22 protein-coding genes and 2 pseudogenes are annotated in these 24,557 nt (G+C 61.7%); 13 read left to right on the top strand and 11 right to left on the bottom strand.

From position 1 onward, the window contains the following. The first annotated feature begins 10 nt into the window (after window positions 1-10). Complete coding sequence (locus HY795_14100) at window positions 11-1,378, top strand: phosphomannomutase/phosphoglucomutase (protein ID MBI4806362.1); 1,368 nt, start codon at window positions 11-13, stop codon at window positions 1,376-1,378. 2 nt (window positions 1,379-1,380) lie between these two features. Then, window positions 1,381-2,655: an efflux RND transporter periplasmic adaptor subunit gene (locus HY795_14095; protein MBI4806361.1), complete on the top strand. Its 1,275-nt coding sequence runs from the start codon at window positions 1,381-1,383 to the stop codon at window positions 2,653-2,655. Window positions 2,656-2,844: 189 nt separating this feature from the next. Here the strand turns inward: HY795_14095 and HY795_14090 are convergent, their stop codons facing one another. The 3 genes from HY795_14090 to HY795_14080 all read right to left on the bottom strand — a co-directional run bounded on the left by HY795_14090 (window position 2,845) and on the right by HY795_14080 (window position 6,257). Next, complete coding sequence (locus HY795_14090) at window positions 2,845-4,023, bottom strand: response regulator (GenBank protein MBI4806360.1); 1,179 nt, start codon at window positions 4,021-4,023, stop codon at window positions 2,845-2,847. Between the two features lie 261 nt (window positions 4,024-4,284). Continuing rightward, window positions 4,285-4,998: a hypothetical protein gene (locus HY795_14085; protein MBI4806359.1), complete on the bottom strand. Its 714-nt coding sequence runs from the start codon at window positions 4,996-4,998 to the stop codon at window positions 4,285-4,287. Window positions 4,999-5,420: 422 nt separating this feature from the next. Next, complete coding sequence (locus HY795_14080) at window positions 5,421-6,257, bottom strand: hypothetical protein (GenBank protein ID MBI4806358.1); 837 nt, start codon at window positions 6,255-6,257, stop codon at window positions 5,421-5,423. An 86-nt stretch (window positions 6,258-6,343) separates the two neighbouring features. Between HY795_14080 and HY795_14075 the strand changes: the two genes are divergently transcribed. Together HY795_14075 and HY795_14070 are read left to right on the top strand one after the other, a co-directional pair. Beyond that, on the top strand, window positions 6,344-8,107 hold the full coding sequence (locus tag HY795_14075) for an aldehyde ferredoxin oxidoreductase family protein (protein ID MBI4806357.1): 1,764 nt from the start codon (window positions 6,344-6,346) through the stop codon (window positions 8,105-8,107). Between the two features lie 212 nt (window positions 8,108-8,319). Then, complete coding sequence (locus tag HY795_14070) at window positions 8,320-9,486, top strand: class II aldolase/adducin family protein (GenBank protein MBI4806356.1); 1,167 nt, start codon at window positions 8,320-8,322, stop codon at window positions 9,484-9,486. Between the two features lie 43 nt (window positions 9,487-9,529). Here HY795_14070 and HY795_14065 read toward each other — a convergent pair. Both HY795_14065 and HY795_14060 read right to left on the bottom strand, forming a co-directional pair. Continuing rightward, window positions 9,530-9,754: pseudogene (locus HY795_14065) on the bottom strand (RNA methyltransferase). Between the two features lie 162 nt (window positions 9,755-9,916). Beyond that, window positions 9,917-10,399 (bottom strand): annotated as a pseudogene (locus HY795_14060) (RNA methyltransferase). Between the two features lie 186 nt (window positions 10,400-10,585). Here HY795_14060 and aroL point away from each other — a divergent pair. After that, on the top strand, window positions 10,586-11,116 hold the full coding sequence (aroL, locus tag HY795_14055; GenBank protein MBI4806355.1) for a shikimate kinase AroL: 531 nt from the start codon (window positions 10,586-10,588) through the stop codon (window positions 11,114-11,116). Here the strand turns inward: aroL and HY795_14050 are convergent. After that, window positions 11,097-11,609 (bottom strand): hypothetical protein, encoded by a 513-nt coding sequence (locus tag HY795_14050; protein MBI4806354.1) that lies wholly within the window; start codon window positions 11,607-11,609, stop codon window positions 11,097-11,099. The genes aroL and HY795_14050 overlap by 20 nt on opposite strands. Here HY795_14050 and HY795_14045 point away from each other — a divergent pair. Next, entirely contained in the window at window positions 11,569-13,452 is a 1,884-nt protein-coding gene (locus HY795_14045; GenBank protein MBI4806353.1) for a glycosyltransferase family 39 protein, read from the top strand. The two genes, HY795_14050 and HY795_14045, sit on opposite strands and share 41 nt — an antisense overlap. 19 nt (window positions 13,453-13,471) lie before the next feature. Here the strand turns inward: HY795_14045 and HY795_14040 are convergent, their stop codons facing one another. Together HY795_14040 and HY795_14035 are read right to left on the bottom strand one after the other, a co-directional pair. Next, the gene (locus HY795_14040) at window positions 13,472-14,806 is read right to left on the bottom strand and encodes an ATP-dependent 6-phosphofructokinase (protein MBI4806352.1); all 1,335 of its coding nucleotides are present in this window, start codon (window positions 14,804-14,806) and stop codon (window positions 13,472-13,474) included. A gap of 187 nt (window positions 14,807-14,993) precedes the next feature. After that, window positions 14,994-15,200, bottom strand: a complete 207-nt coding sequence (locus tag HY795_14035; GenBank protein MBI4806351.1) for a hypothetical protein — start codon at window positions 15,198-15,200, stop codon at window positions 14,994-14,996. 148 nt (window positions 15,201-15,348) lie between these two features. On the opposite strand from HY795_14035, the gene rdgC reads away from it, so the two are divergent. Then, entirely contained in the window at window positions 15,349-15,969 is a 621-nt protein-coding gene (gene rdgC, locus HY795_14030; GenBank protein MBI4806350.1) for a recombination-associated protein RdgC, read from the top strand. 10 nt (window positions 15,970-15,979) lie between these two features. Next, window positions 15,980-16,504, top strand: a complete 525-nt coding sequence (locus HY795_14025; protein ID MBI4806349.1) for a hypothetical protein — start codon at window positions 15,980-15,982, stop codon at window positions 16,502-16,504. A 129-nt stretch (window positions 16,505-16,633) separates the two neighbouring features. Here the strand turns inward: HY795_14025 and HY795_14020 are convergent, their stop codons facing one another. Both HY795_14020 and HY795_14015 read right to left on the bottom strand, forming a co-directional pair. Next, a complete protein-coding gene (locus tag HY795_14020) occupies window positions 16,634-19,162 on the bottom strand; it encodes an ABC transporter permease (protein ID MBI4806348.1) in 2,529 nt (842 codons plus the stop codon). Between the two features lie 163 nt (window positions 19,163-19,325). Then, window positions 19,326-19,772 (bottom strand): hypothetical protein, encoded by a 447-nt coding sequence (locus HY795_14015; GenBank protein MBI4806347.1) that lies wholly within the window; start codon window positions 19,770-19,772, stop codon window positions 19,326-19,328. Between the two features lie 179 nt (window positions 19,773-19,951). On the opposite strand from HY795_14015, the gene HY795_14010 reads away from it, so the two are divergent. The 5 genes from HY795_14010 to HY795_13990 all read left to right on the top strand — a co-directional run bounded on the left by HY795_14010 (window position 19,952) and on the right by HY795_13990 (window position 24,273). Next, on the top strand, window positions 19,952-21,067 hold the full coding sequence (locus HY795_14010; GenBank protein ID MBI4806346.1) for a DUF362 domain-containing protein: 1,116 nt from the start codon (window positions 19,952-19,954) through the stop codon (window positions 21,065-21,067). Between the two features lie 163 nt (window positions 21,068-21,230). Then, window positions 21,231-22,451, top strand: coding sequence for an OFA family MFS transporter (locus HY795_14005; GenBank protein ID MBI4806345.1), 1,221 nt, complete (start codon window positions 21,231-21,233; stop codon window positions 22,449-22,451). 90 nt (window positions 22,452-22,541) lie between these two features. Then, window positions 22,542-23,093, top strand: coding sequence for an acetate uptake transporter (locus HY795_14000; GenBank protein MBI4806344.1), 552 nt, complete (start codon window positions 22,542-22,544; stop codon window positions 23,091-23,093). 286 nt (window positions 23,094-23,379) lie between these two features. Continuing rightward, window positions 23,380-23,559, top strand: coding sequence for a hypothetical protein (locus HY795_13995; GenBank protein ID MBI4806343.1), 180 nt, complete (start codon window positions 23,380-23,382; stop codon window positions 23,557-23,559). Between the two features lie 3 nt (window positions 23,560-23,562). Next, window positions 23,563-24,273, top strand: coding sequence for a ubiquinone/menaquinone biosynthesis methyltransferase (locus HY795_13990; protein MBI4806342.1), 711 nt, complete (start codon window positions 23,563-23,565; stop codon window positions 24,271-24,273). A gap of 9 nt (window positions 24,274-24,282) precedes the next feature. Here the strand turns inward: HY795_13990 and HY795_13985 are convergent, their stop codons facing one another. Then, window positions 24,283-24,480, bottom strand: coding sequence for a DUF2065 domain-containing protein (locus HY795_13985; GenBank protein MBI4806341.1), 198 nt, complete (start codon window positions 24,478-24,480; stop codon window positions 24,283-24,285). Window positions 24,481-24,557 lie beyond the last annotated feature (77 nt).

Genomic DNA, 24,557 nt, shown 5'->3' with positions numbered 1-24,557 from the left:
CGATGAAATCATGAAGCCCATCTCGCCAGACATTTTTCGTGCATACGACATCCGAGGGATCGTGGACAAGGACTTTGATCCCGAATGGGTGGAAGTTTTCGGCCGCGCATGCGGCGCATACTTCCTCAAACACGGTTTTCCGCGAGCCGTCATCGGCCACGACACCCGGCTGTCATCCCCTGAGTATCAGGTACGCCTCGCCAAGGGAATGGCTGAAACAGGTGTGGACGTCATTCTTGTGGGCATGGTCTCCACCCCCGTGTGCTATTTCGCGGCCAAGCATCTGGACGTCAACGCGGGGGTGATGGTCACCGCCAGCCATAATCCGCCGGAGTTCAACGGATTCAAGGTGATAGCCGGGCCGTCCACAATCTATGGCGATGAGATCCAGGACCTCTACCGGATCATGGCCGAAGGAAATTTCCCCAGCGGCAAGGGGCTTATCACCCAGCACGACATCACGCCCAGCTATGTTTCCGCCCTCTCCTCCCAGGCCAGGCTCTCGCGTCCGCTGAAGGTGGTGGTCGACGGCGGCAACGGCGCGGGCGGCCCGGTCACGGTGGACGTGTTAGAGGCCATCGGGGCCCACGTGGTGCCCATTTTCTGCGAACCGGACGGAACCTTCCCCAACCACCACCCGGACCCGGTGGTGGAGAAATACATGACCGTGCTCATAGACAGGGTGAAGGCCGAGGGGGCCGCCTGCGGCATCGGCCTGGACGGCGACGGCGACCGCCTGGGCGTGGTGGACGAAACCGGCAGGCTCATGTTCGGCGACCAGCTGCTGGCCATCTACGCCCGCGAAGTGTTGAAGGACCACCCCGGGGCCACGGTCATCGGCGAGGTGAAGTGCTCGCACCTGACCTACAAGGACATCGCGGCCCACGGCGGCAATCCGGTGATGGGAGCCACGGGGCACTCACTCATAAAGGCCCGCATGCAGGAAACCGGGGCCAAGCTCGCGGGCGAAATGAGCGGGCACATGTTTTTCGCTGACCGCTACTTCGGCTACGACGACGCCACCTATGCGGCGCTCAGGTTCCTGGAAGTGCTGGACCGCAACCCGGACAAGACGGCCGGGACCCTGCTTTCGGACTGGCCTAAGACCTACAACACCCCGGAGATCCGCTTCGACTGTCCGGAGAAGATCAAGTTCGAGGTGGTCAAAAGGGCTCAGGAGCATTTTCGCGGTCTGTATGAGATGATCGACGTGGACGGCGCTCGCATAGTGTTCGACGACGGCTGGGGGCTTATCCGGGCCTCCAACACCCAACCAGTGCTGGTGCTTCGCTTCGAAGCGCAAAGCCCCAAACGCCTCGATGAAATCCGCGCCCTCATCGAAACGCCCCTGCGATCCTGGATCAAGGAAATGAGCTGACCATGCGCAAACGCTGGAAATGGATTCTGGGCCTTGCCCTGGCCCTTGTCGCGGTGGCTGTGTTCGTCAAGCAAGGCGGGGGGGACAAGGAACCCAAGGTTCTGGCCACGGCCGAGGTCAAGACGGGAGACGTGCGCAAGGTGCTCCAGGCCACGGGCATCGTGAAGGCCCAGGTGGGGGCCATCGTGCGCATAGGAGCCAGGGCCACCGGCACCATAAAGGAGATGCGGGTGCGCGTCGGCGACCTGGTCACGGCCGGGCAGACCATCGCCCTCATCGACGACCGCGAGCTCCAGGCCCAGCGCGACCAGGCAGAGGCCACCCTGCAAAAAGCCCGGGCCGAGAAACAGCGCGTGGACGACGTCTACCCCAGGCGCATCGCCGAAGCCGACGCGCAATTAAAGCTGGCCGAAGCCCAGCACGACTACGCCAAGGCCAACTCGGCCCGGCAGACGCAGCTCCTCAAGCAGAACCTGGTCTCTCGCGACACCCAGGAAGCCGCCATGCGCGAGGAACTGGTAACGGCAAACACCGTCCGGGCCAGAAGAGCCACCCTGGACCTCACCAAGACGGAATTTTTGAAGGAAAAGATCAAGGCCGAAAAGGCCGTGGAAGAATCGGACGCGGCCCTGGCCACCATCGACACCCGCATCACCTACACGAAAATAGTAACGCCGATTAACGGCGTGGTGAGCCAGGTGACCACCCAGCAGGGTGAAACCGTGGTCGCGGGATTGCAGGTGGCCAACCTCATCACCGTGCTCGACCCAACGCGCCTTGAGATGTGGATCTACGTGGACGAGACCGACGTGGGCCAGGTGAAGCCGGACATGCCCGTGGACTTTCGCGTGGACGCCTACCCGGACACCGTTTTCAAGGGCGATGTGGACACCATCTACCCCCAGCCGGAAATCCGCGACAACATCGTCTACTATCAGGCCCTGGTGCGCTTAAGCCCCGAGGAAGCCACCAAGCTCAGGCCCGAGATGACCACCCAGTGCCAGATCGTGGTGCAGGAGAAGGCCGGGGTGCTGGTCATCCCCAATTCCGCGCTCAAATGGGTGGACAACCAGCAGGCGGTCTTCTTGGTGGAAGGCGGCAAGGCCGTGCGGGTTCAGCCCGAACTCGGCCTGTCCGGACTGCACGACACCGAGGTTCTCTCCGGGCTCAGCCAGGGCCAGAAAGTGGCCACCCAGATTCTTTTGCCCTCAAGCGGCAAGAAATCGTCGGCGCCCGCAAGCGGAGGCCCTCCGGGCGGCGCGCCCAGGGGCCGGTGACCGGACCGTCGCGTTCATACACTTGACCGGCGGGCAGGCCTCCCCTGGGAGCCTGACCCGCCGGTCATTTTGTGTCCCTCAAGCATCGCGTCCCTGCCTGCTTTCGGGCCGGGCGGCCACGCTGCCACCGTCTCCCATTATCCGAGCCTTGACAGGGTTTCCCCATCGCGGCCACGGTACGACTCCGGCCTAGGCGTAGTCGCGTCTGAACCGGTGCAGGCCTTCCGTGACCATACCGGCCAGATAGAGCACTCCGTTGAGCATCACCGGGATCATGTCCGGGAACATGCTCTTTTCATCCATCAACACTTCTTCGGGCTCCTGTGCCTCCTCTCCCCAGACCCGGCCGGTCCAACGCTCGTAAAGGTCGTGGGCCTCGGGTTCGTGGCTGGAGAGGGTGAGCGCCTGGCTGACGCTCCGCTTGGCCAACTCCGGATCGCGCTTGAAGTGGTACGCCTTGGCAAGCTCCAGGTGCGCCTTGGCATCGTCCGGGCAGAGCCAGATGGCGTTCTTGAGCGCCATGAGCGCTCCGTCCCAGTCCCTCTCCCTGGCCAGGCGCATCCCCAGGGTGACGAAGGGGTTGAATCCGTACGGATCAGCTTTGAGTATGGCCAGAAATTCATCCTTATACCGCTCGAACCGGGCACCTTTGGCGCTTATGTCCGCTGCCCGGGTGAGCGCCTTGCGGTAGCGGACCTCGTCGCCAAGGGCCAGCCAGCAACGCGCTAATCCCAAATGCGCCTCGGCCAGCAGCGCGTTTATCTGTACCGCCCTGGTGAAACACTCCACGGCCTGGCCGTATTCCTTCGTGGCCATAAGGCGCATGCCCAGCTCGTAATGGTGTTGTGCGTCATCGGGTGTTTCCAGCGCCTTTTCAAGTTTCGGCAGAGCTTCCTCCGCCCTGCCCTGCTCGGCCAGTTCCCTGCTCTGCGCCACATCCCCCATTTCCTCGCGCAGAAAACAGGCGGCCTGGCGGGCCAGTGTCAGGTGCTTGAAAAAGGTGTCCAGCGAGTACGGGCGAACCAGAAAACCGGCGCAGCCAAGCCTAATGGCTTCCATCACCCTGTCCCGCCCGGCCGAAGACGTGGCCAGGATGACCGGGATATGGCGCAGCACGTGATCGGATTTGAGCGACTGGACGAAATCCCAGCCCGCTCCGTCCTCCAGAATATCGTCCACGATCACCACGTCCGCACCGTATTTGAGCAGATGCTCGCGGGCGGCCCTGCCGCTCTGGACGGCCCGTGACACGTGAATTTTGGCGTTTTTTAAGCTTATGCGGTCTACCCTGGCATGCCCCTCGTTGGCGGAAACGACCAAGGCCGTGCGCAGGGGGGCTTGGAGAGCGGCGTTCCGGACAGCGTTCATAGTGGACCTCGCGTCGTCGGATGCGGCGGATGAAAGTGTCCGCCGATTGCGAAACGGTATCTTTCAAAGGCTCAAGATATCCGCTCCGCAATCTCCTCTCCCTGCCAAGGGTATCGGAGGGTTCCGGAAATGCTTTAGGGCTTAAGTGAGTTTGACCGGACCAACTTAAACGCCCCGGAAGGACTCGCGTGACGCGCTGTCACGTTTACCTCCGGGGCGTTCAAGCCTCGGCCATCACGGCCAGGCGAGGGATGCTGAGTCTTAAAAATACGGGGCGAGCAGATTTCCCCATATCTTATATCCGCTCTGATTCAAATGCATACCGTCCTTGCTGATTTCCTTTTTCATGTTTCCGTCTGAATCCGTAAACGAAGCGTTGAAATCGAGTAAAACAACATTCGGATGGGTGCTGACCACACCACGAATGGCGGAGTTAAAGGAAGCTACTGATGCGTTGTCTATTGCTTGCAGCTGGGGGAAAGCCGTCCAATTCACCGGGAAAAGAGTCTCGGCATATATCTTTGTACCAGGAGATTCCACCTCGATTGTCGACAAGATGGAATCATAGGTTTTTGAAAACAAATCGACTGATCCAGACTGAATGTCATTTGTGCCTGTCATGATGAACACGGACTTGGGATGAATGCTTGCCGCTTTTGATGCACTTTGCAGTGCGCTTGATGACGTTGATGCTGTTACGGCAAGGTTCGTAACGCTCCCTGGAAGATAGTCAGGAAAGTTGTTGAATCCATACAACATCGAATCCCCTATAAACACAGTTCCAGCCGATGATGTTGTTTGAGCACAGACTCCACTCTGGAATAAAGCAAATACTAAAAACACAAATGACATTGCAAAGTATTTCAATTTTGCCCCTCCTGTGAAATGAATTCCAGCGTACAGTTCTCTGTGCAGACACAAACAACCCTCGGCGTGCTGCCGCCACAAACCTCCAATATAAAATACTAAAAGCACAAGGATTTTCCTGGACAAAACCTCTCCAGAGACAGTTAGTCCATCCTGTTAATCGAATATATCAATCATATCAACACCAAAATCTTAATATCAGGAAAAGTAGGGAAATGCGCAGTGACCATTCGCTCAAGCTCAACAGAATGTCTGTCGCAAAGTTGAATGAGACACATTGAGTACTCCCACACTCCAAACTTGATCTACAAACTATTCATTTTATATTTACTACCACCCGTATCTATACAACATCCAACAGCAAGCATGTGCGTCAACATACTCGCTACGCACCACAAAAAAACATTGCAACATCTCAATCAACAGTGCGCTGCCAATTCGTTGAAAGAGAAGAAACAGCCTGATGCTGGCCTGGTGGACAACCATGAAGAGTGGCTGCCTCGCCACGCGAGAGAAGAGAAGTTGAGCTGCTAGACGGATGAATTGAGGACAAGCCCAGGCTTCAACCCGGACTGTTCATAGCCTGAAGTCTGGCCGGTGCGCCTGCGGGACAGCGAACGCTTCGAGCGTGGGGAAACCGCGGGGTTTGAGGCAATCTGAGCCTGGGCATCCTGGCCTGAGGTGAGCGTCTGTTCGGTGGCGGAAGTGCCCGAGCCAGTGGAATATTCGGTGATCAACCTGCCGTTCTCGTCCACCAGGGCTCTTGACCCCGACGCGGCCTCATCGAGCATGTCCTGCAAATCCTCGCTGGCCTGGTCCATGAGCGATGCACCCTCATCGGTGCTGCCCGCCTGGAACGTGTCCGCCAGCGAAGAGAGTGCCGTACCAACCGTAATGTTCAGATCATTCGTGGCCTGTTCGACGTCCGCAGCCAGAAAGGTCTCGTCCTTTCCGTTCTGGAAGTAGCCGTTGATGGCCTGATTCAGCTCGCCGTTGAAATAGGCCATGGCCTTGTCGCCGGCCGCGATGCCGAAGGAGCGGTCGATGAACTCCAGCGAGTCCACGAAGCCCTGGCCGATCTCGTCCTCGCTTAAAGGCCCGGAACCGGCCCGGTTGGTGACAATGCCCATCACCGTGCGCGCTGCCTGATCCCCGAAGTTGTCCTTCACGAAGTCCACCGCGTTGGTGATGGCCGTCTCCAGGCCAGCGTCCTCCACGGTGCGCTTGGCGCCGTCCTTTGTGGCGCTCTGGGCGGAGCGGCGGGTCAATTCGTGGGCGAAGCCCTGCACAGCCTCTGCTTTCAGAGGATTGTAGGGCGTAAGCGAGATGCCCGTAAAAAGGGCGTTGTTCACCTGCGTGATGCTCATAATCGTATCTCTTCAAAGATATTCGGCATAACCCGCGTGAACTTTAGGGTTGCCCCCCTCCCCTGGCGCGGGTACACACCGGCACCATGAACGGCTGGACGGGCACCATATTGCGGGTGGACCTCTCGACGGGAAGCGTCACCAGGGAAGCGTCCGACAGCGAGGTCTTGCGCCGAAACATCGGCGGCAAAGGCCTGGCCGGGCATTATCTGGACCCCTTCATCCACCTGCCCTGGAACCATCCGGACATGCCCTTGTGCCTTTTCACCGGCCCCCTGGTGGCCACCATAGCCCCCACCTCCGGCCGGGCCTGCCTGGCCACCCGCTCCCCCCTCACCGGGACCTTCAGCGACGCCTCCGTGGGCGGCAGCCTGGGCACGCAGCTGAAAAAGGCCGGACTCGACGGAATCGTCATCACCGGCCAGGCAAAGCACCCTATCGGTATCGTCATCGAGGACGGCTCCGTCCAGCTCCGGGATGCATCCTTCCTTTCCGGCCTCACCCGCGCCCAGGTGCGTCAGTCCCTGGACTTCAAAGGATCAATGGCAGTTGTGGGACCGGCCGCCGAATCGGGCGTCAAGTTCTCCTGCGTCATGGTGGACGAACACCATGCCTTCGGGCGCGGCGGCATGGGCCTTTCCTGGGCGGCCAAGAACCTGAAGTACCTGGCTGTCAAAGGTTCGGGCAAGGTCCGCGTGGCCGACCCGGAAGGCTTGAAGAAAGCCCGCGAGGACATCTTTCGCCTGGTGGCCGCATCCCCCGTGCTCTCCGGCGGACACGGCTTCTCCTGCTTCGGCACCGGCGCCCTCTACGACCTGATGGATTCGCGGCGCATGATGCCCACGGACAACTTCAGGGCCTCACACTTCGACCCGGCCGGAAACCTGAACGCCGTGCGCTACAAGGAAACCTACCACACCAGCAAGCACGGCTGCCGGGGCTGCCACATCCAGTGCAAGAAGGTGGCCGAGGACGGGCGTTCCATGCCCGAATTCGAGACCATGTCCCACTTCACGGCCCTGATCGGCCTTGAGGACATGGAGCTGGTGGTCGCGGCCAACGCCCTGTGCAACGACCTGGGCATGGACACCATCTCCAGCGCCGTGACCCTGGCCTGCCACGCCGAAATCACCGGCGAGCGCCTTACCCCCTCGCGCGTACTCGAACTGCTCAACGAAATCGGCCACGGCCGCCTTCCCGAACTGGGCCTTGGCGCCGCCGGGTACGCCGCCGCCAAGGGGCGTCCCGAAACCGCCATGACCGTCAAGGGCATGGAACTGCCCGCCTACGACCCGCGCGGGGCCTACGGCATGAGCCTGGCCTACGCGCTGTCCACCCGGGGGGGCTGCCATCTGCGCGCCTATCCGGTCAGCCACGAAATACTTCGCAAGCCCGTGGCCACGGACCGCTTCAGCTTCCTGGGAAAGGCCCGCATCATAAAGATAGCCGAAGACGCCAACGCCGTGGTGGACTCGTTAACAGCCTGCAAGTTCATCTTCTTCGGCGCCTCGCTGGAAGAATACGCCCACGCCTACCAGGCCGTCACCGGCGAGCCGTCCTCGGCCCAGGACCTCCTGCGCCTGGGCGAGCGCATCTACTACCGCGAACGCATCATGAACGCGCGGTTGGGCTTCACCAGCGCCCACGACGACATACCGGCCCGGTTCTTCGAAGCCCCCGGCGAACACGGCCTAGCGCAAGATATCCGCCCCGTGCCCCGCGAAGAATTCCTGGAGGCCAGGGCGAAATATTACGCCATACGCGGGCTGACCGAAGACGGAATGCCGAAGGAAGAGAAGGCGAAAGAATTGGGATTGGAAGAGAGTTTCCGGGGGAAACCCCTTTTGTGAACAAAAGGGGTTTCCCCCGAGCCCCCTTCCCCAAAAAACTTTTATGGGCTTCGCGTCCGTGCCCGGACGTATTGCCATAGAGCGACGCGAAGCAGTTGCGGGTCCAGGGGGATCATCCCCCTGGCGGGAGAGTCCAGAGAGGGCGGCGCCCTCTCTGGCCGCCGGAGGCATCCAAACTCTTCAACGCCCTCTCTGGCCGCCAGAGGCACCACATGAAACGACTGCTCACGAAATACGCCGACAAAATCGCGGCCGCCCGCCTGGCAGCGCCTGGAACTCCGCTCCTGGCCGGCCTGGACGACGCCCTGGTGTTCAGCAGGGAAGCGCCGGAAGCCGAGGTCCTGGCCGGGGTCTTTGCGCGCATGAGCATCAACTCCCTGCTCTTTCTGCCCCCGGCCGAGCCTTACGCCACCATCGTGGACTTCCTGGCGGCCCGCTCAGACGGGGCCATAACGCCGAGCGATTGCGAAACCCGGACATTTTTGCACGACCTGCCCGTGGTGGCCGAGTTCACTGCCGAGGCCATCGCCTCCGCACTGAAGCGCCGCAAGAGCGTCATCGTGCCGGGCGTGGGCGTGGTGGCCCATGGAACAGTGAGCCCCGAGCAGGCCTTCGTGAGCGCAAGCTCCGTGTGTTTTGCCTGCTTCGTGAAGTTCTTCGCGGACTACCTGTCGCTTTGCCGCTGCGACAAGCCCGACGAGGAATACACGGCAGCCTTCAAAAGGGCCGCCCAGTTCCTGCCCCCCATGCACCACCGTGCGCCGGACTTGCTGGCCGGGCCTTTCGAGAACCGCGACGCCATTGTCAGGGCCATGGATCAGGCCGGCAAGGCGACCGTGGGTTTCGGGCTGGTGGACTCGTTTTTCGGAAATATTTCGTACTGCCACGACGACGTGCTCTACATCAGCCAGACCGGCTCCTCCCTGGACGAGCTGCCGGACTGCGTAGACCCCTGCCACCTGGACGGATCGACCTGCGCCGGACTCACCGCATCGAGCGAACTCATGGCCCACCAGGGGATCGTGCTGAAAACCAGGGCCAGGGCCATCCTGCACGGGCATCCCCGCTTCGCCGTAATCATGTCCATGGACTGCGACAAACAGGCCTGCGACAAGATCGGTCGCTGCCACATAGAGTGCACTGAGCCGAGATTCGTCTGGGACGTGCCTGTTGTGCCGGGCGAAGTGGGCACCGGGCCACGGGGGCTGGTGAACACCCTGCCCCCAGCCATGACCGGCAGGCGCGGCGTGATCGTCTATGGGCACGGGCTGTTTGCCGTGGGCCGGGAGGATTTCCGCGAGCCTTTCGCCACGCTCTTGGAAGTGGAGAACTACTGCCGGGAGGAATATTTCAGGCGCGTGGAGAAGTTAAGCGCCTGAGCGATGAGGGTTTAGAGGGGATCTGGACCGCCGCCGTCTCAAATCACTTTTTCTTGTCGTTCTTTCTTCCCACCGCCCATTTCACCTGCCGGCAGAACCCCATGAGCAGGTTGAACTCGTTGCGCTTCAACTTCACGCGTTCCACAAAGGCCCGAATCGGCAGCATCCAGTAGTCGGGATTGTCCTCCTTCAGGAAGTCTATGGCCAGCAGGGTTTCCCTGAGTTTGGCGAACAGGGCCTCGCGCTCCTTGTGCGTGGCCGCCCGAGACGTGCTTTGGGTTGCCCCGGCATTGCCCACCTGCCCGGCTGGGATTCTGGTTGCTGGCGAGCACAGCGCATCGCTTCCGGGATGCTCCACAGAGTTTTCCAGGCCCATCGACTCGCCTTCTGCCGCCTGGCTGGCCGCGCCTCGCCTCGGTTTCGCCAGGCTCGCCTTCATGAATTCGTACAGGAGAATGAGCACTGCCTGGGCCAGATTGAGCGAGCTGGCCTCCTCGGCTGTTGGGATGGTGACCAGGCGGCCGCAGACCTTGGTTTCGTCGTTGGTGAGCCCCTTGTCCTCCGGGCCGAAAAGCACCGCCACTTTGGCGCCGGATTTGAGTTCCGCGACGGCCCGGGAGGCAGCTGTCTCGGGAGTGAGCAACCCCTTTCGCCAGCCGCCGACGCGGGCCGTTGTGCCGTAGACCGTCTCGAACGGGGCCAGGGCCTGTTCCAGGCCCTCAACAACCTTCATCTTGTCGAGGATGTCCTGGCCCTTGGCCGTGGCCAGGGCGCGGGCCCGGCCTTCGTCCCACTCCTGGGGGCTCACCACGATAAGCTCGCAGCACCCCATGTTGGCCATGGCCCTGGCGGTTGACCCCACATTTTCCGAGAACTTGGGCCGAAAGAGCACTACGGCCAGATTCGTAAGCATTGTCTCGCCTCCGTGGCCGGGGGCTGTAGCGCCACCCGGCTTGGCTTGCAAGCCCAGTGATGGTACCAGCTCTTTTTTCAGTTACCCTGGCGAGCCATCGCCCGCCAGCAAATCGTCTTGCGAATGCCCGGCTGCGCCGTTTGAAGCAGTATGCGGTGCGGGCGTTTTCATATTCCCGGAGGAACCATGGCGGTATCAGCGGAAAAGAACATCTACCTGGTGGGTCCCAGGGCCTGCGGCAAGACCACCATCGGCAGGATGCTGGCCAAGGCTCTGGGGCGGCCCTTCATGGATCTGGATGAGGAGTTCGTGGAGACCACCGGCCGCACCATCGCCGACGTGGTCGAAACCGAGGGTTGGGACAGCTTCCGTGAGCTGGAGACGGCCGTGCTGGCAGCGGTGGCCGAAACCCCGGGCAACGTGGTGGCCACTGGCGGCGGCGCGGTGCTCAAGGCGCGTAATCGCGAATTGCTTTCGGGCGGCGTGGTGGTCTATCTGCAGACGGACCCTGAAAAGGTTGTGGAGCGGCTCATGGCCGAATTAAAGCCCGACCAGCGTCCGGCCCTGACCGAGCTGTCGCTTGAAGACGAGGTGCGAAAGACCGTTCTCGACCGCGAGCCCTACTACATGGCCGTGGCCCATCTTGTAGCGCCGGACCGCCCCCTGGAAGAGCTGGCCGAACGCCTGGCCCAGGAGCTCAAGGATTGGCAGGAGTGATCTCCAGGCCGGAGATAGTCACGGCCAGGGGTTCCTTGTCCTCCGGGGCAAAGGTGTCCTCGGCTGAGCGGCGATTGTAGCGGGTGAATTCCAGGGCGATTTCCACGGTTCCAGGCGGCGCATCGAAGGGGACTTCGTAGCGCCTGAAGCCGGTGAGGCGCGCGGCCGTGGGGATATTCTCAAATTTCTCAACCGCACGCCCGTTCACAAGCACTGTAACGGTCTGGCCCTCGAGGGGGTTGGAAGCGGTCAGGGAGAGAACAAGGCGCTTTGGCGCCGCGAGGTTCAGCACAACAGAGGCCCTTGGCCCGAGAACCCATCTGAAATCCATGCCCGCAGCCCTTTCCACCGGCCTGAAACCGATGGCCGGAACGGCTGGCGGGTCCACAACCATAAGGTCAACCGGGAGAGCCGACGGGGCCTCCGCCCGATTGCCCGAGCAACAGGTGAGCGTGACCACTACCGCCAACAACAGCGATACTCGCAGCGTCATCAATACTGTCGTCCTTTGTGCCATACTGGCCATTGGAACCGGTTTGCGCTTCTACGACCTGGGCGTCCCGTCCATGTGGTGGGACGAAATCCTCGTGCCGCTCATCAGCCGTTTTCCGGCAACGTCCATTCTGGAATGGCTCCGCTTCGTGGAGGTGCACCCGCCGCTGTATTACCTGCTGACCAAGCTCGTAATGAACGTGGACGCGTCGGACCATGCGCTGAGGCTCTTGTCCGCCCTGCCGGGCGCTCTTTCAATATACGTCCTTTACCGGATGGGCAAAGAGCTTTTCGGTTCTCCCGCCGGGCTCGTGGCGGCCGGGCTTCTGGCCGTTAATCCCTACGCCATCTGGCTCTCGCGAATCGTAAGGCCCTACAGCCTTTTCCTGTTTCTTTTTCTTGTTTCGCTGTGGGCGCTTGGCCGCTGGATGCAGCGCGGAGGCGGCAGAGCCCTTCTGTGCGTGCTTGCCGCGAACCTGCTTCTATTCTGGACCCATTACATGATGGTGGTCTTAACCCCGGCGTTCGGCCTGGCCGTGCTGGCACGGTCATGGCCAAAGCTCAAGGATTTCTGGCTGTTCGTGGTTGGAACCGGCGCGTCCTTCCTCTCCATCCTTCCTTTTTTTCTACAGAACTTCGGCAAGACGCATTGGCTGGGCATCGCTTCTCCCCTGACCATCCTGGCCGGAGTGGGCGAAAACGCCCTGAAGCTGGCCTGGTTCTTCAAGGGTCCTCTGGGTTGGGGGCTCATCGCTCTGGCGATAGTTGGTTCCTGGCAGTGCGCCAGGCGTTTCAAAGCCTCGTTCTGGACAGGAATGGCCTTTGCCGTAATTCCTGTGGCAGTTGTCATGGCCGGGAAACTGGCATGGACCCATGAACCCCGATATTTCATCTTCCTCCTTCCCCTGTTGCTTCTGGCAATTGGAATTGCCATCCAGACGTTCTGCGGCTTTGATCGGCCCAGACTCGCTGTTTGGGCCGGACTGGGATTGACCGTGCTTATCGGGCTGGCGACGCTGTCGCACTCGGGTTCGCTGTATTCCGACAAGACGCTCTTCGGGCTCGATTGGATAAAATACAAGGTCGTGGCCCGGATGATTCCGCCCATAGTGAAAAACGGCGAGCCGGTCATTGTTTCCGAAGAAGGTTTGCAAAACGCCCTGGACTGGTACCTGGAACGCCAGGCAGGGCCGAATCCTCTGCGAAACGTACGGATTACGCCCCAGGACAAGGACATCATCGTCAATTTTCTCTGGTTCGAACGCCTGGGGCATCTCGCAGTAACCAAAGAGGAACTCGCGGATAAATTCCCGGGTTTGGTCGACGTGGGCACGGTGGACATGCTCACGTTCTACAAGGCGGTCCTGCCGCGCGACCCGGTACAGAAAGCCGTCACCCTGCCCTGGGAACGCGCTTTCTCCGGCCCGAAGGACGCATTAGGCGCAAGCCACGCCCTTGAGGGGCTCACCATGACGCCCTTCTGGGGAGGGGAACTCCAGCCGTCGGTAAATGGCGTTCCCGGATTCGTGGAATACGCGGTGGACACCCTTGCCCAGCAGCCGGTCGGGAAGATCGAGATATCCTACAGGTACAGCAATACCGGCCAGGGAAATATGATTCGCGTCATGGCCCGCTTCGACGACGAACCCTGGGTTCAGGCCATGGAAAGCCACGGGCCCGACCCGCACTTTTACCGCCGGACGTTCCTGGAAAGGACCGCTCCTTTCAAACGGTTGACCGTGCGGGTGGAAATGACCTGTTCCATGATCACCGCCCAGTACCCCGGCGGCAATCTCGGCTCGCTCACCTTGAAGGAAGTCCTGATCGCCCTTGGCGAGAAGTGATCCTCGCGCCCTACCTAATTCATATGCACTGCGCGGCCCCCTGACCCCGCATGGGCGACACCTCGAACTGCCCGGTGGACTCCAGCACCGCCCGCCAATAATCCGACCCCAGGTCGAGCTTCTTGCGCTTTCTGGTCACCAGTTCCAGGGGCAGGTGCACGAACCGGCCGTATACCTTGCTCACCACCATCCCGGTTTTTCCGGCCATGGCCGCGTGCACCGCGAACTGCCCCAGAAAGCCGCAGTAGACGCGGTCGTTGGAGTTGGCCGGCACGGAGCGGATCATGTAGCTGGGGTCGATGTATTTGAGCGTCAGCGGCATGCCGCGCTCTTTGGCATAGGCTGTAATTTCGCGCGAAAGAAGCGTGGCGATGTCGCCCAGCACCAGATTGCCCGATGCGTCGGTGTGGCCGGACTGCTGCAGCAGGTGCTGGCCCGCCCCCTCGGCCACCACGATCAGGGCGTGTTTTCTGGCCTTGAGGCGTTTCTCCAGGGAAGGCAGCAGGCCGTTCTCGCCCAAAAGCTGGAACTGGTCCTCGGGCACGAGCACGTAGTTCACCTCTTTGAGGGCCAGGGTGGCCTGGGCCGCAATGAAACCTGATTCGCGGCCCATAAGTTTCACCAGACCCACGCCATTGAGGGCGGCCAGGGCCTCGGTGTGAGCGCAACGGATGGCCTCGGTGGCCTTTTCCACGGCCGTGTCGAAGCCGAAGGACTGGGTGACCAGGTTGACGTCGTTGTCGATGGTTTTGGGAACACCGATGACCGATATCCTGGAACCTCGCCTGGCCACTTCCTCATGGATCTTCTGGGCGGCTTTCAGAGTGCCGTCGCCGCCGATGACGAACAGCACCCCGATGTTGGAGCGCTCCAGGGCGTCCACGATTTCCTCGGGCTGCTGCGGCCCGCGCGAGGACCCGAGCATGGTGCCCCCGAACTCGTGGATGTTGGCCACGTTCTGGGGGGTGAGCTCCACTATCTCGTGGCCGTATTTGGGTATGAACCCCTGCAGGCCGAAGCGGATGCCCAGGGTGGCCGCCATATTGTAATTGTGGTGGGCCTCCATGACGATGGCCCGGATCACGTCGTTTATGCCCGGACACAGCCCGCCGCAGGTGACGATGGCCGCCTTCACCTTGGAGGAGTCGAAATAAATCCGTGAGCGGGGCCCGGCCGGTTCGAACAGGACGTCGTTTTCCTGGTCGCCCTCGTCCAGATCCTCGTCCGAGACCCGTATGGGAATGAGCTGGTCGTCAGGAACGAAATGGCAATAGGTGAGCGGCGAGGGGATGGTGGCAGCCCCAAGCGTCTTGATGCGGGTGTCGAGTCCTTTTTTCCTGGCGCGAGTGGGCATGGCTCCTCCGGTGCGTTTGGTCCTGTTCGACCAACGCTATAGCCCATCGCGCCACGAAATCAAAGGTTCGGGCGAAAATCATCACCTGGCACAGCCGATGTACATTTTTGTAGCATTGTCGCAAAATGCACATCGCTTCCTACAAATTTGTAGCGGCATAGTTTTCCCGCTCCCGCCTAGCGCTTAATCAGATGTTTCCGCACATGCGGCGGTAGTTGTCACACTCGGCCTTGCAGGTGAAGGGGCAGGGTTCCTTGGAGAACCATTTCCTGCCCGGGCACCAGAAGGAGCCCTTGAACGGTTCGTTGCACCCGCGCGAAGTGACCATCTTGCGCGACTTGGCGCCGAAAGTGATGTTGCCCTTGCTGGTGGAGACTGTCCACAGTGGTGCCATGGTCATACCCTCCGTTTTCAGGAGGGATTGTGCATAAACCGGACCATCTTGAGGGTGCTGGCGCGCCAGAAAAAAAGAGGATAGGTGTTTCGCCGCGTGGGCGCTTTGCGGCTCTGCTTGGCGCACCCATCACTTTACGGAGGTTTCCGTGGGCATACTCTCCTCAAGCGGCAGCTTCACCCGCTACGCGGTGCTCGAAGAACTCACCGGGCAGCTGACCGCGGAACTGCCGGAACGGCTGGCCAGGCATTCGTTCCGTGACATCGACAACACGACGGACGAACGCAGCTTCGGCTGGGTCTGCCTGGATGACTGGCTGGACAGCTTCTGGCGCGCCGCCCCTCCGGAAAAGGCCCACTACCTGGCCTTTTCATTAAGGCTCGACACGCGCCGGGTGCCCCCGGCCGTGTTCAAGAAGCACTTCCTGCTGGCGGTGAAGGCCGAGAAGGAAGCCATGAAGGAAGCGGGCAAGACGTTCATCACCAAGGACCGCAAGCAGGAACTGAAGGACCAGGTGATGCTCAAACTGCGCTCCAGGTTCCTGCCCATACCCGCGGTGTTCGACGCCGTGTGGAACCTGCGCACCAACCGGGTCTACCTGGCCACCACCAATTCCAAGGTGCGAAACCTCTTCGAGGACCACTTCGTGGCCAGCTTCGGGCTGAACCTGGAACCGCTGACTCCGTATTTCCTGGCCAGGCGCACCGTGGACGCTTCCCGCCACGCCCTGTTGGACGACCTCGAACCCAGCGCCTTCGCGGCCCCATAAGGAGCGCATCATGGACCTCATCAAGGCCGCATTGCAGGACGTGGTTCTGGGTCAGGATTTTCTGACCTGGCTGTGGTTCCGCTCGGAAAAGAGCGGCTGGCTCTTCAAGATGCCCGGCGGCGGGGAATTCAACGTCTATCTGGAGCAACGCATGTCCGTGCGCGGCGGTTCCGGGGACAACGTGGAGAAGGCCGTGGTCACCGGCCCCCACGCCGAATTCACCGAAGCCAAGCTGGGGCTTCGCAACGGCAAGCTGGTGGACAAGGCCGTGGTGCGTTTCGAGCGCGACGGCGCCACCTGGATGGTGCTTTTGGGATCGGACGATTTTACCCTGTCCGGCCTCAAGACCCCCAAGATCGAAACCCGCCTGGAAGAAGGCGACGACCCGGACGCGCCGTTTCTGGAGAAGATTCTCCTGGTGGAGCAGTGCATGGAATTCGTGGACGAGCTGTACAAACAGTTTTTGGAAGTGCGGCTTTCCACCAACTGGACCGACGAACTGCGGGCGTTCAGGAGCTGGCTGGCCGAACAATAGCCAGGACCATACTCAAAACCAAGCGGGGTTCACCGACTATTCGGTGGGTCCCGCTATTTTGTTGGAATCAATCGAAACGAAAGGTCGATCAAGTTCCGCTACAGCACTCACGCTTCTTGGGGGGTCGCCCTACTCGTTTCGCAAATACGGCCAGGCCTTGCCCGACAATATCCGCCACACTCCGGAAAGCGACATCACCAGGGTCAGCACGATGGCGGTCCCAAGCGTAATAAGCACCGGCCCGGCGAAGAAGCTCCACTCCACCTGCATGTAGCGGGTAACGAAAAACCACGACAACCCGGCCCCCAGAACCAGCGCCGCCACCCCTGCGGCCAGCCCGGCCAGCCCGTGCTCCCAGAGCATGATGGCCATCACGTCCAGGCGCGTGGCCCCGCAGACCTTGTAGATAACCGTCTCGTACACCCGTCTGGCCATGGCCGCCCGCAGGCTCTGGGCCAGCACCAGAAGTCCGGCCAGAAGGGTGACCACGGCCGAGGCCCGCACCGCCAGGGCGATCTGCCCGGCCAGCTTGCCCACGTCGGCCAGGGCCTCGTCCACCCGCTGGATGCTTATGTTGCCGAAACGCGAGCTCACCCGGTCATACACCTGGGAGACCGCGTCGGGCTTTGAGGAATCCACGTAGGCCGTGGCCAGGTAGCTCATGGGGTCGCTCTCGAGAACACCGGGGGAGAGAATAAGCGCGTAGTTGAGCGACAGGGAGAGCCAGTTGATGCGCCGCAGGCTGGCCACGGTCAGTTCCACCTCTCGCCCGAGGATGCTCACGGATAGAACGTCGCCCACGCCAAGCCCCAGCCCCTTGGCCACCTCGGCGTCCAGGGATACGAGCGGCGGCCCGGAATAGTCCGTCGGCCACCATGTGCCCGCCGTCAAAACCGTGCCGGAAGGCATCTGGCCGGAGTAGCTCAGGCTCCTGTCGCCGCGTACGGCCCAGGCCACGTTTTCCGGCACGTTCAGGTTCTCGGCGGGCACCCCCTTCACCTTCACGATGCGTCCGCGAAGCGACGGGGCGGTCTCCACCCGCGTCACTCCCTCGACAGAGGCCAGTATGTTTTTGAATTCGTCCAACTGGTAGGGCTGCACATCCAAAAAGAAGAATGACGGAGCCTGGGCCGGAAGTTCCTCGCGCATGGCGTGCTGGAAATTGGCGTCGGACAGGGCCACGGCGGCCAGCACCGTAAGGCCAAGCCCCAGGCAGGCCACCACCGGGCCGGTGGGATTGCCGGGCCGGTACAGCCCACGGATGGCCAAAGCGGCCCTGGGGTCGCGAGGGGCGGGCAGCAGGCGGGCCACAAGGCTTAAGGCCTTGGCCAAGAGCCAGAAGGCCACGGCGCAGGCTGCGGCGGAGCCGAGAAAGCCCCACCCCAGGCGGGAGTCCGGGGCGCTCATAAGCACCAGCCAGGCCAGGCACAAACCCATCAGTGCGGAAATCGCCACAGCAGCCAGACCCGCCCTGGAGCGCATGGGCGCGGCGTACCCCCGAAAGAGCGTCAGGGGCGACACCCTGGTGCGCGAGGACAACGGCGGCAGGGCGAAGGCCACGGCCGTGAACAGTCCGAACAGGCCGGCCACGCCAAGCGCCCCGGGATAAAGCCCGGCCTTGGGGGTTACCGGCAATATTGGGGCCAGGGCCGGGGCGCCGAAATAGCCCACGCCAGCTCCGGCAAGAAGCCCCAGGGCTATGCCCGCCACGGCCAGAAACATGATCTGCGGGAAAAACACCCAGAAAATGAGTTTGCCCGAGGCCCCGATGGCCTTGAACGTGGCTATGGTCCTGGTCTTTACTTCCAGATACCCGGCCACGGCTTCGGAAACGCCGAGCCCGCCTAAAAGAAGGGCCGACAAGCCCACCAGGGCCATGAGCCCGCCCAGGCGTGTAAAGCCCTCTTTGATGGTGGGGGCGGCTTCGTCCGCCGTGCGCACCCGGATGCCCGGGTCGTCGAAGGCTTGCTTGAGGATTTGCGCCGCCGCCTCGATGTTACGGGCGTCGGGCAGGGCCAGCCGGTACTCGTAGCGGACCATGCTGCCGGGCCGGGCCAGCCCGGTGCGCTCCATTCCAGTAAGGGACACCAGGAGCCTCGGGCCGAAGGCCAGCAAACGGAAAGCGCGATCCGGCTCCTGCAAAAGGACTCCGCGAACCTGGAACTGCGCGTCGCCCACGCCGATGGTATCACCCAGTTTCGCGCCGATTCTCGTCAACAAATCCGGATGGACAACGGCGCCAAACACGCCGTCCCGCTCGCCCAGAGCTTCGGCCAAGGGGATGGCCGGTGAGAGCGTCAAGGAACCCAGCAGCGGATAGGCGTTGTCCACGGCTTTGAGCGAGGTGAGCGCTCTTTTCCCGCCGGGAACCGAGTCGTTGAAGGCCATGGCCCTCATTTCCAGGACCTCGGAAACCCGGCCCAGTGGATCGACCAACCCGCGTTCCTCGGACTTCAGCGGCTTGTTGCTTAAGCTTATCTCGATGTCGCCGCCCGTGATGGACGCAGCTTCGCTGGTCACGGCGGCTCTGAAGGCCTCGGAGAGCGTGCCCACCGAGGCGATGGCGGCAACGCCGAGGGCCAGGCAGGAGAGGAAGGTCCACAGGCCGCGTATGCCGCCCCGCATCTCGCGCCGTGCCAGGCGAAGGGCAAGGGGCATGGGCATCATTTCCCCTGGCAGACCGGCTGCCCGTTCCAACACGAGAAGAGGCCACCTCTGGCCGAACACCAACGCTGAAGCCCAAAGCGCCACCCGGGAGCCGGCTTCCAGCCGTTCGCGAGCCTGTGCGCCGGGAACCGGGCCACAAGGTTCATCCCATTTGTTAGAAGTGCGACTGGCATTCGTAGAGTTCGTTGTTGCTGTTGGCTATGCAGGCCGCCCGCTGGTAGGGATCGCGGATGGTATTGCAGTAGGAGACGGCTCTGTTCCAGCGGATGTTGCACTGGTTGCGCACTCTGGCGGCATAGGCCTCGGGGCTTTCGTAGGGGCGCGGCTGTATGACCGTTCCCCCGAAATAGCGCTCATGGTGGCGGCGCCACTCCTCGGCCTCCCAGGCGCGGCGGGCGTCCTCGCGTGCCTGCCATTTCTGGCGTTCGCGCTCCTCCCTCCGCATCTCGCGTTCCTCGCGGCGGCGCTCGCGTTCGTAGTCGTCGCGCGAGGGCGGCGGACCGTACGGGTAATACGGCCCCTGGGCCAGAGAGGCCCCTGCCGGCAGACACGACGAGACGAGAATGGCAATGAGAAGAAACCTGCGGAAGCGGATAAACATGATTTTCTCCAAAACCGATATGTCGCCTTGTATTTCAGCACCACACTCCGGCGCGGGCAAGACAATTTTCGCTGGCTCCGGCAATCTGGTCGTCCGGCTTGACCTTGCGGTTACCCGGAGTCAAAATGGCACCGCCTGACGAATCGTTTTCACTGCCAACCGTTTTCAAGGAGCCTTACATGGCCGCCAAAACAAGCACCGTCTATTTCGCCAACCTCCGCGCCAGGGGCCCCAAGGAAAACAAACTCGCCCGCATAGGCAAGCTCTTCGAGCTGGCCGGGTTCAAGAAACTGGCCGGCAAGGAGGCCCTGGCAGCGGTCAAGGTCCACTTCGGGGAACTCGGCAACGACACCTTCGTGAGCCCGGTGCTCATTCGGGCCATCGTGGACAAACTGAAAAAATACGGGGCCAACCCGTTCCTCACCGACACGGCCACCCTGTACTCCGGTTCACGCCACAACGCGGTGGACCACCTGCGCACCGCGTTTCTGCATGGTTTCGGTCCTGAGACCTCGGGTGCCCCGATGATCATCGCGGACGGGCTGCGCGGCAACGACTGGAAAGAAGTGAGCGTCAAACTCAAACACTTCAAGAAAGTGAAGATCGCCTCCGCCATACTGGAGGCGGATTCGCTTTTGGCTGTCAGCCACTTCAAGGGCCACGAGATGGCCGGTTTCGGTGGCGCCATTAAAAACCTGGCCATGGGCTGCTCCCCTCCGGCCGGAAAGCGCGACCAGCACTCCCCCAGGTTCCAGGTCAGCCAGGGAGCGTGCATCGGCTGCGCCGAATGCCTGAAGGTCTGCCCGGAAAAAGCCGTGACGGTTGCCGCCAAGAAGGCTTCCATCGACAAGAAGCTGTGCATCGGCTGCGGCGAATGCCTGACCGTATGCCAGCCCAAGGCCATAAGCATGGACTGGGCCACGGAAATCGGCCCGTTCACAGAAAAAATGGTCGAGTACGCTTATGGCGCGGTGAAAGGCCGCAAGGCCCGCACCGGCTACTTCAACTTTCTGGTGAACATCACCCCGGATTGCGACTGCGCCTCCTGGTCCGACGCCCCCATCGTGCCCGACATCGGCATTCTTGCCTCCTCGGACCCCGTGGCCATTGACAAAGCCTGCCTTGATCTGGTGAATCAACAGTCCGGCTTGTCCGGTTCGCTCTTAAGCGCCAACCACGGTCCGGGCGAACACAAGTTTCAGGCCCTTTGGAAGCACACCATGGGCGATCTCCAGCTGACCTACGCCGAGGAGATCGGCCTGGGCACTCAGAGGTACGAACTCCACGAAGTATAGGGCCACCACGCCTGTTTGTGCCTGCAAGCCGCACGTCTGACCTTGCGATCCATGCCCTGCCGTTAAAGGAGGGCATGCGGGCAATCCCATTCACCCCCGCGGTGTGGAAGCTCTGGTATTCGCTCCAGGCTTCCCCGCCTTCTCCCCAGGGAAGGACTGAAGCATGAACAGAGGTTGGATCGTCACATTCTCGGGCATGGGCTTAAACATCGCCCTGGGCGTGCTCTACGCCTGGAGCGTCTTCGCCAAGCAGCTCACGGAACCCTTGGCAGCCGGAGGGTTCGGCTGGAACAAGACCCTGGCGTCTTTGCCGTATACCACGGCCATCGCGGTTTTCGCGGTCATGATGATCCCGGCCGGACGGCTCCAGGACAGGTTCGGCCCACGGCTGGTGGCCACGTCCGGGGCGCTGTTGACCGGACTCGGCCTGATGGTGGCCGGGTTGGCCACTCCGGAAGCTTCCCTCCCCGCGCTGCTCGGGTTCGGCGTATTGGCCGGGGCCGGCATCGGCCTGGGCTATTCGTCCACCACCCCGGCGGCGGTGAAGTGGTTCCCGCCCGAGAGAAAAGGCCTCATCACCGGTCTGGTGGTCAGCGGATTCGGCGTGGCACCGGTTATCATAGCGCCGTTGTCCAACTATCTGCTGGGCGAGTATGGGGTTGGAAAATCCTTCATGATCCTGGGGGCGGCCTTCGCAGTGTTCGCAGGCCTGCTCGCCCAGATGCTGGTCAATCCGGCTGTGGCCGCCACGTCGGCAAAGACGTCTGGCCGGGCCGCGCCCGCTTCCGGTTCCTGGCGGGACATGCTTGGCACCGCGAAGTTTTATATCCTCTGGCTCCAATACGCCTGTGCGGCCATGGCCGGTCTCATGATCATCGGCCACCTCTCCCGGATCGTGGCCACCCAGTCCGGAGGCGCGGTCAAGGCGGGCTACCTGTTCGTGGGCGTGCTGGCCGTGTTCAACGCCTCGGGCAGGATCGTGGCGGGCATCGTCTCGGACAAGATCGGACGCGTCTGGACCATCGCCCTGGTCTGCGTGATGCAGGCGGCCACCATGAGTTTCTTCGGCTCCTTCGCCACCAGCGAGGCCTTCTTCATTGGGGCGTCCCTGGTGGGATTCAGCTACGGGGCGTGCCTGTCGCTTTTCCCGGCTGTGACCGCGGACAACTGGGGCACGGCCAATTTCGGGCTCAACTACGGAATAATTTTCACGGCCTGGGGCGTGGGCGGGGTTTTCGGCCCGCTGCTGGCCGGAAGGATTGCCGATTCCACAGGCTCCTACACCGCGGCCTACGAGGTGGCGTCCATGCTGATGATCGCCGCCGCCCTCTTGAGCCTTGTCCTCAAATATTTGCAGAAGCGGAAAGGGGCGGTCCCGGCCTAGGCCGACGGCTGCTCAATGGGGTGCTTTTTCAGAAGAACCCCGCGTTACAACATTCAACCCGAGACCAAAGGACGTACGAAGGACTCACGAATGGATCAGAAAACAGCCAATCCAGCCCCGGTGGGGCTGCTCGGCTTCGGCATGACCACAATCCTGCTCAACATCCACAATGCCGGCTTCTTTCCCGTAAGCGCCATGATACTGGCCATGGGAATCTTCTACGGCGGCATCGCCCAGGTTATCGCGGGCATACTCGAATACAAGAAGGGCAACACCTTCGCCTACACGGCCTTCGTAAGCTACGGCATGTTCTGGCTGACCCTGGTGTTTCTCATCGTGGCCCCCAAATGGGGCATCACGCCGCCCACGGAACACGCCTTCATGGGCTGGTATCTGTTCGTGTGGGGCGTTTTCACCCTGTTCATGTTCATCGGCACCTTGAACAAAGGCCCTGTGCTCAAGTTCATCTTCGGCTCGCTCACCGTGCTCTTCTTCCTTCTGGCAGTGCGGGACTGGACCGGGTCGCAGCTTGTGGGAACCATCGCCGGATGGGAGGGCATCGTCTGCGGTGCTTCAGCTTTCTACCTCGGCGTGGCCGAGGTCCTGGAGGAGGCGCGCGGCCGCAAGATACTGCCGTTCTAGCACCGCATCATGGTTAGCCTGCGCTCGTCGCATGCTCCCATGAGCGGACTTTGAAAACCCAATACATGCTCCTCAGGACGCCCCGCCAGCCGACTCCCGGGCGGGGCGTCCTCTCTTCAGGGCACCGGTGCCTGCGGCCCTCGACTCCCGGAGGCCCCCATGCTAGAGGCCCCGAAAAAAGGGGAGTGCTTAAAGGTATTTCTCTTTTCCGCCCGGTTTGTCCTTTGATGGTCAAAGGCCATTTCCCCCCGGGCGGTTTTTGCACCACCACACTACGGAGCACGCCGTGGACAAGATACAGGACAAGGCCTTGCAGGTGGCCAAGGAGATCGTGGTCAAGTTCGTTGAGACCGGGCGCATCTCCCCATCCAACTTCACCGACCATTTTTCGCGGATATACCTGGAAGTGTTGCGCACCATAAGCGAACACACACCCTACCCTGGCCCGCCCAAAGACCTGGACTAGCCGATGAGTTCGGATCATGGCCAGCGCGTGGCATCCATGTTCGGGCGCATCGCGGGCTGGTACGACTTTCTCAACCACTTTCTGAGCCTGGGCCTGGATATCCTCTGGCGAAAACGCCTGGTTGACCATCTGAACCTGCCTCTAGGCCGTAAAAGCCGCCTGCTTGACCTGGCGGCCGGAACCCTGGACGTGTCCCTGGAGGCGTCCGGCAGGCATCCCCAATGCCGCATCGCGGCAACAGACTTCTGCCTTCCCATGCTCACCACGGGCAAGGCGAAGCTCACACGCAAAGGCGTCACCGCCATCGACCCGGTCCAGGCCGACGGGCGCGTCCTGCCCTTTTCGGAAAACAGTTTCGAGGCGGCCAGCATCGCCTTCGGCATCCGCAACATCAAGCCGCGAAGCGAGGCCTATGCGGAGCTTCTGCGTGTGCTCAAGCCGGGCGGGAGATTGTGCATTCTGGAGTTCGGGTCAGGCAGGCAGCGCATTCTGGGGGGAATCTACAATTTCTACCTGAACCAGCTGCTCCCGGCCATAGGCCGCCTTTTTTCCAAGGACGACGGGGCCTACAAGTATCTGGCTGACACTATCATGGAGTTCCCGGACGCGGACAACCTGGCCAAGGAGCTGCGCGACGCCGGGTTCATGGACGTTTTTTGGGAGAAACTGGCTTTCGGAATCGTGGTCATCCACGTGGGAGTGAAAAAAACCTAGACCAAAGCATCAGTGCTTCATCAGCCAGACCAGCACCAGACCGATGGTCATGGAACTGGCGCCGATGAGGCGCAGCGGCCTGGGTCCCATGGCGGATAACGTCCGAAGAACCTTCGGCATTTTTTCAGCGAAGAGAAAATACGGCATACCCTCTATGACCAAGGCTATGCCCAGTGCCATGGCGATGAGCTTCCAGTCGATGTTCATGCGCCCAAACTAGTCCCGGTCCGGGCTTCTGTCCAGCCCGCTTGATGCCGGGGGGAAAGTCCGGTAGTGACGCTTCT

It is taken from the genome of Desulfovibrio sp., assembly GCA_016208105.1.
GTDB lineage: Bacteria > Desulfobacterota > Desulfovibrionia > Desulfovibrionales > Desulfovibrionaceae > Fundidesulfovibrio.
The sequence above is the reverse complement of the archived record's forward strand: the minus strand, read 5'-3'. Positions and strand labels throughout refer to the sequence as shown.

Bases quoted from the DNA above. Each gene is read 5' to 3' on its own strand.
- HY795_14100 (MBI4806362.1), top strand. From the start codon at position 11: ATGAAGCCCATCTCGCCAGACATTTTTCGTGCATACGACATCCGAGGG.
- HY795_14095 (MBI4806361.1), top strand. From the start codon at position 1,381: ATGCGCAAACGCTGGAAATGGATTCTGGGCCTTGCCCTGGCCCTTGTC.
- HY795_14090 (MBI4806360.1), bottom strand. From the start codon at position 4,023: ATGAACGCTGTCCGGAACGCCGCTCTCCAAGCCCCCCTGCGCACGGCC.
- HY795_14080 (MBI4806358.1), bottom strand. From the start codon at position 6,257: ATGAGCATCACGCAGGTGAACAACGCCCTTTTTACGGGCATCTCGCTT.
- HY795_14075 (MBI4806357.1), top strand. From the start codon at position 6,344: ATGAACGGCTGGACGGGCACCATATTGCGGGTGGACCTCTCGACGGGA.
- HY795_14070 (MBI4806356.1), top strand. From the start codon at position 8,320: ATGAAACGACTGCTCACGAAATACGCCGACAAAATCGCGGCCGCCCGC.
- aroL (MBI4806355.1), top strand. From the start codon at position 10,586: ATGGCGGTATCAGCGGAAAAGAACATCTACCTGGTGGGTCCCAGGGCC.
- HY795_14050 (MBI4806354.1), bottom strand. From the start codon at position 11,609: ATGACGCTGCGAGTATCGCTGTTGTTGGCGGTAGTGGTCACGCTCACC.
- HY795_14040 (MBI4806352.1), bottom strand. From the start codon at position 14,806: ATGCCCACTCGCGCCAGGAAAAAAGGACTCGACACCCGCATCAAGACG.
- HY795_14035 (MBI4806351.1), bottom strand. From the start codon at position 15,200: ATGGCACCACTGTGGACAGTCTCCACCAGCAAGGGCAACATCACTTTC.
- HY795_14025 (MBI4806349.1), top strand. From the start codon at position 15,980: ATGGACCTCATCAAGGCCGCATTGCAGGACGTGGTTCTGGGTCAGGAT.
- HY795_14020 (MBI4806348.1), bottom strand. From the start codon at position 19,162: ATGCCCCTTGCCCTTCGCCTGGCACGGCGCGAGATGCGGGGCGGCATA.
- HY795_14015 (MBI4806347.1), bottom strand. From the start codon at position 19,772: ATGTTTATCCGCTTCCGCAGGTTTCTTCTCATTGCCATTCTCGTCTCG.
- HY795_14010 (MBI4806346.1), top strand. From the start codon at position 19,952: ATGGCCGCCAAAACAAGCACCGTCTATTTCGCCAACCTCCGCGCCAGG.
- HY795_14005 (MBI4806345.1), top strand. From the start codon at position 21,231: ATGAACAGAGGTTGGATCGTCACATTCTCGGGCATGGGCTTAAACATC.
- HY795_14000 (MBI4806344.1), top strand. From the start codon at position 22,542: ATGGATCAGAAAACAGCCAATCCAGCCCCGGTGGGGCTGCTCGGCTTC.
- HY795_13990 (MBI4806342.1), top strand. From the start codon at position 23,563: ATGAGTTCGGATCATGGCCAGCGCGTGGCATCCATGTTCGGGCGCATC.
- HY795_13985 (MBI4806341.1), bottom strand. From the start codon at position 24,480: ATGAACATCGACTGGAAGCTCATCGCCATGGCACTGGGCATAGCCTTG.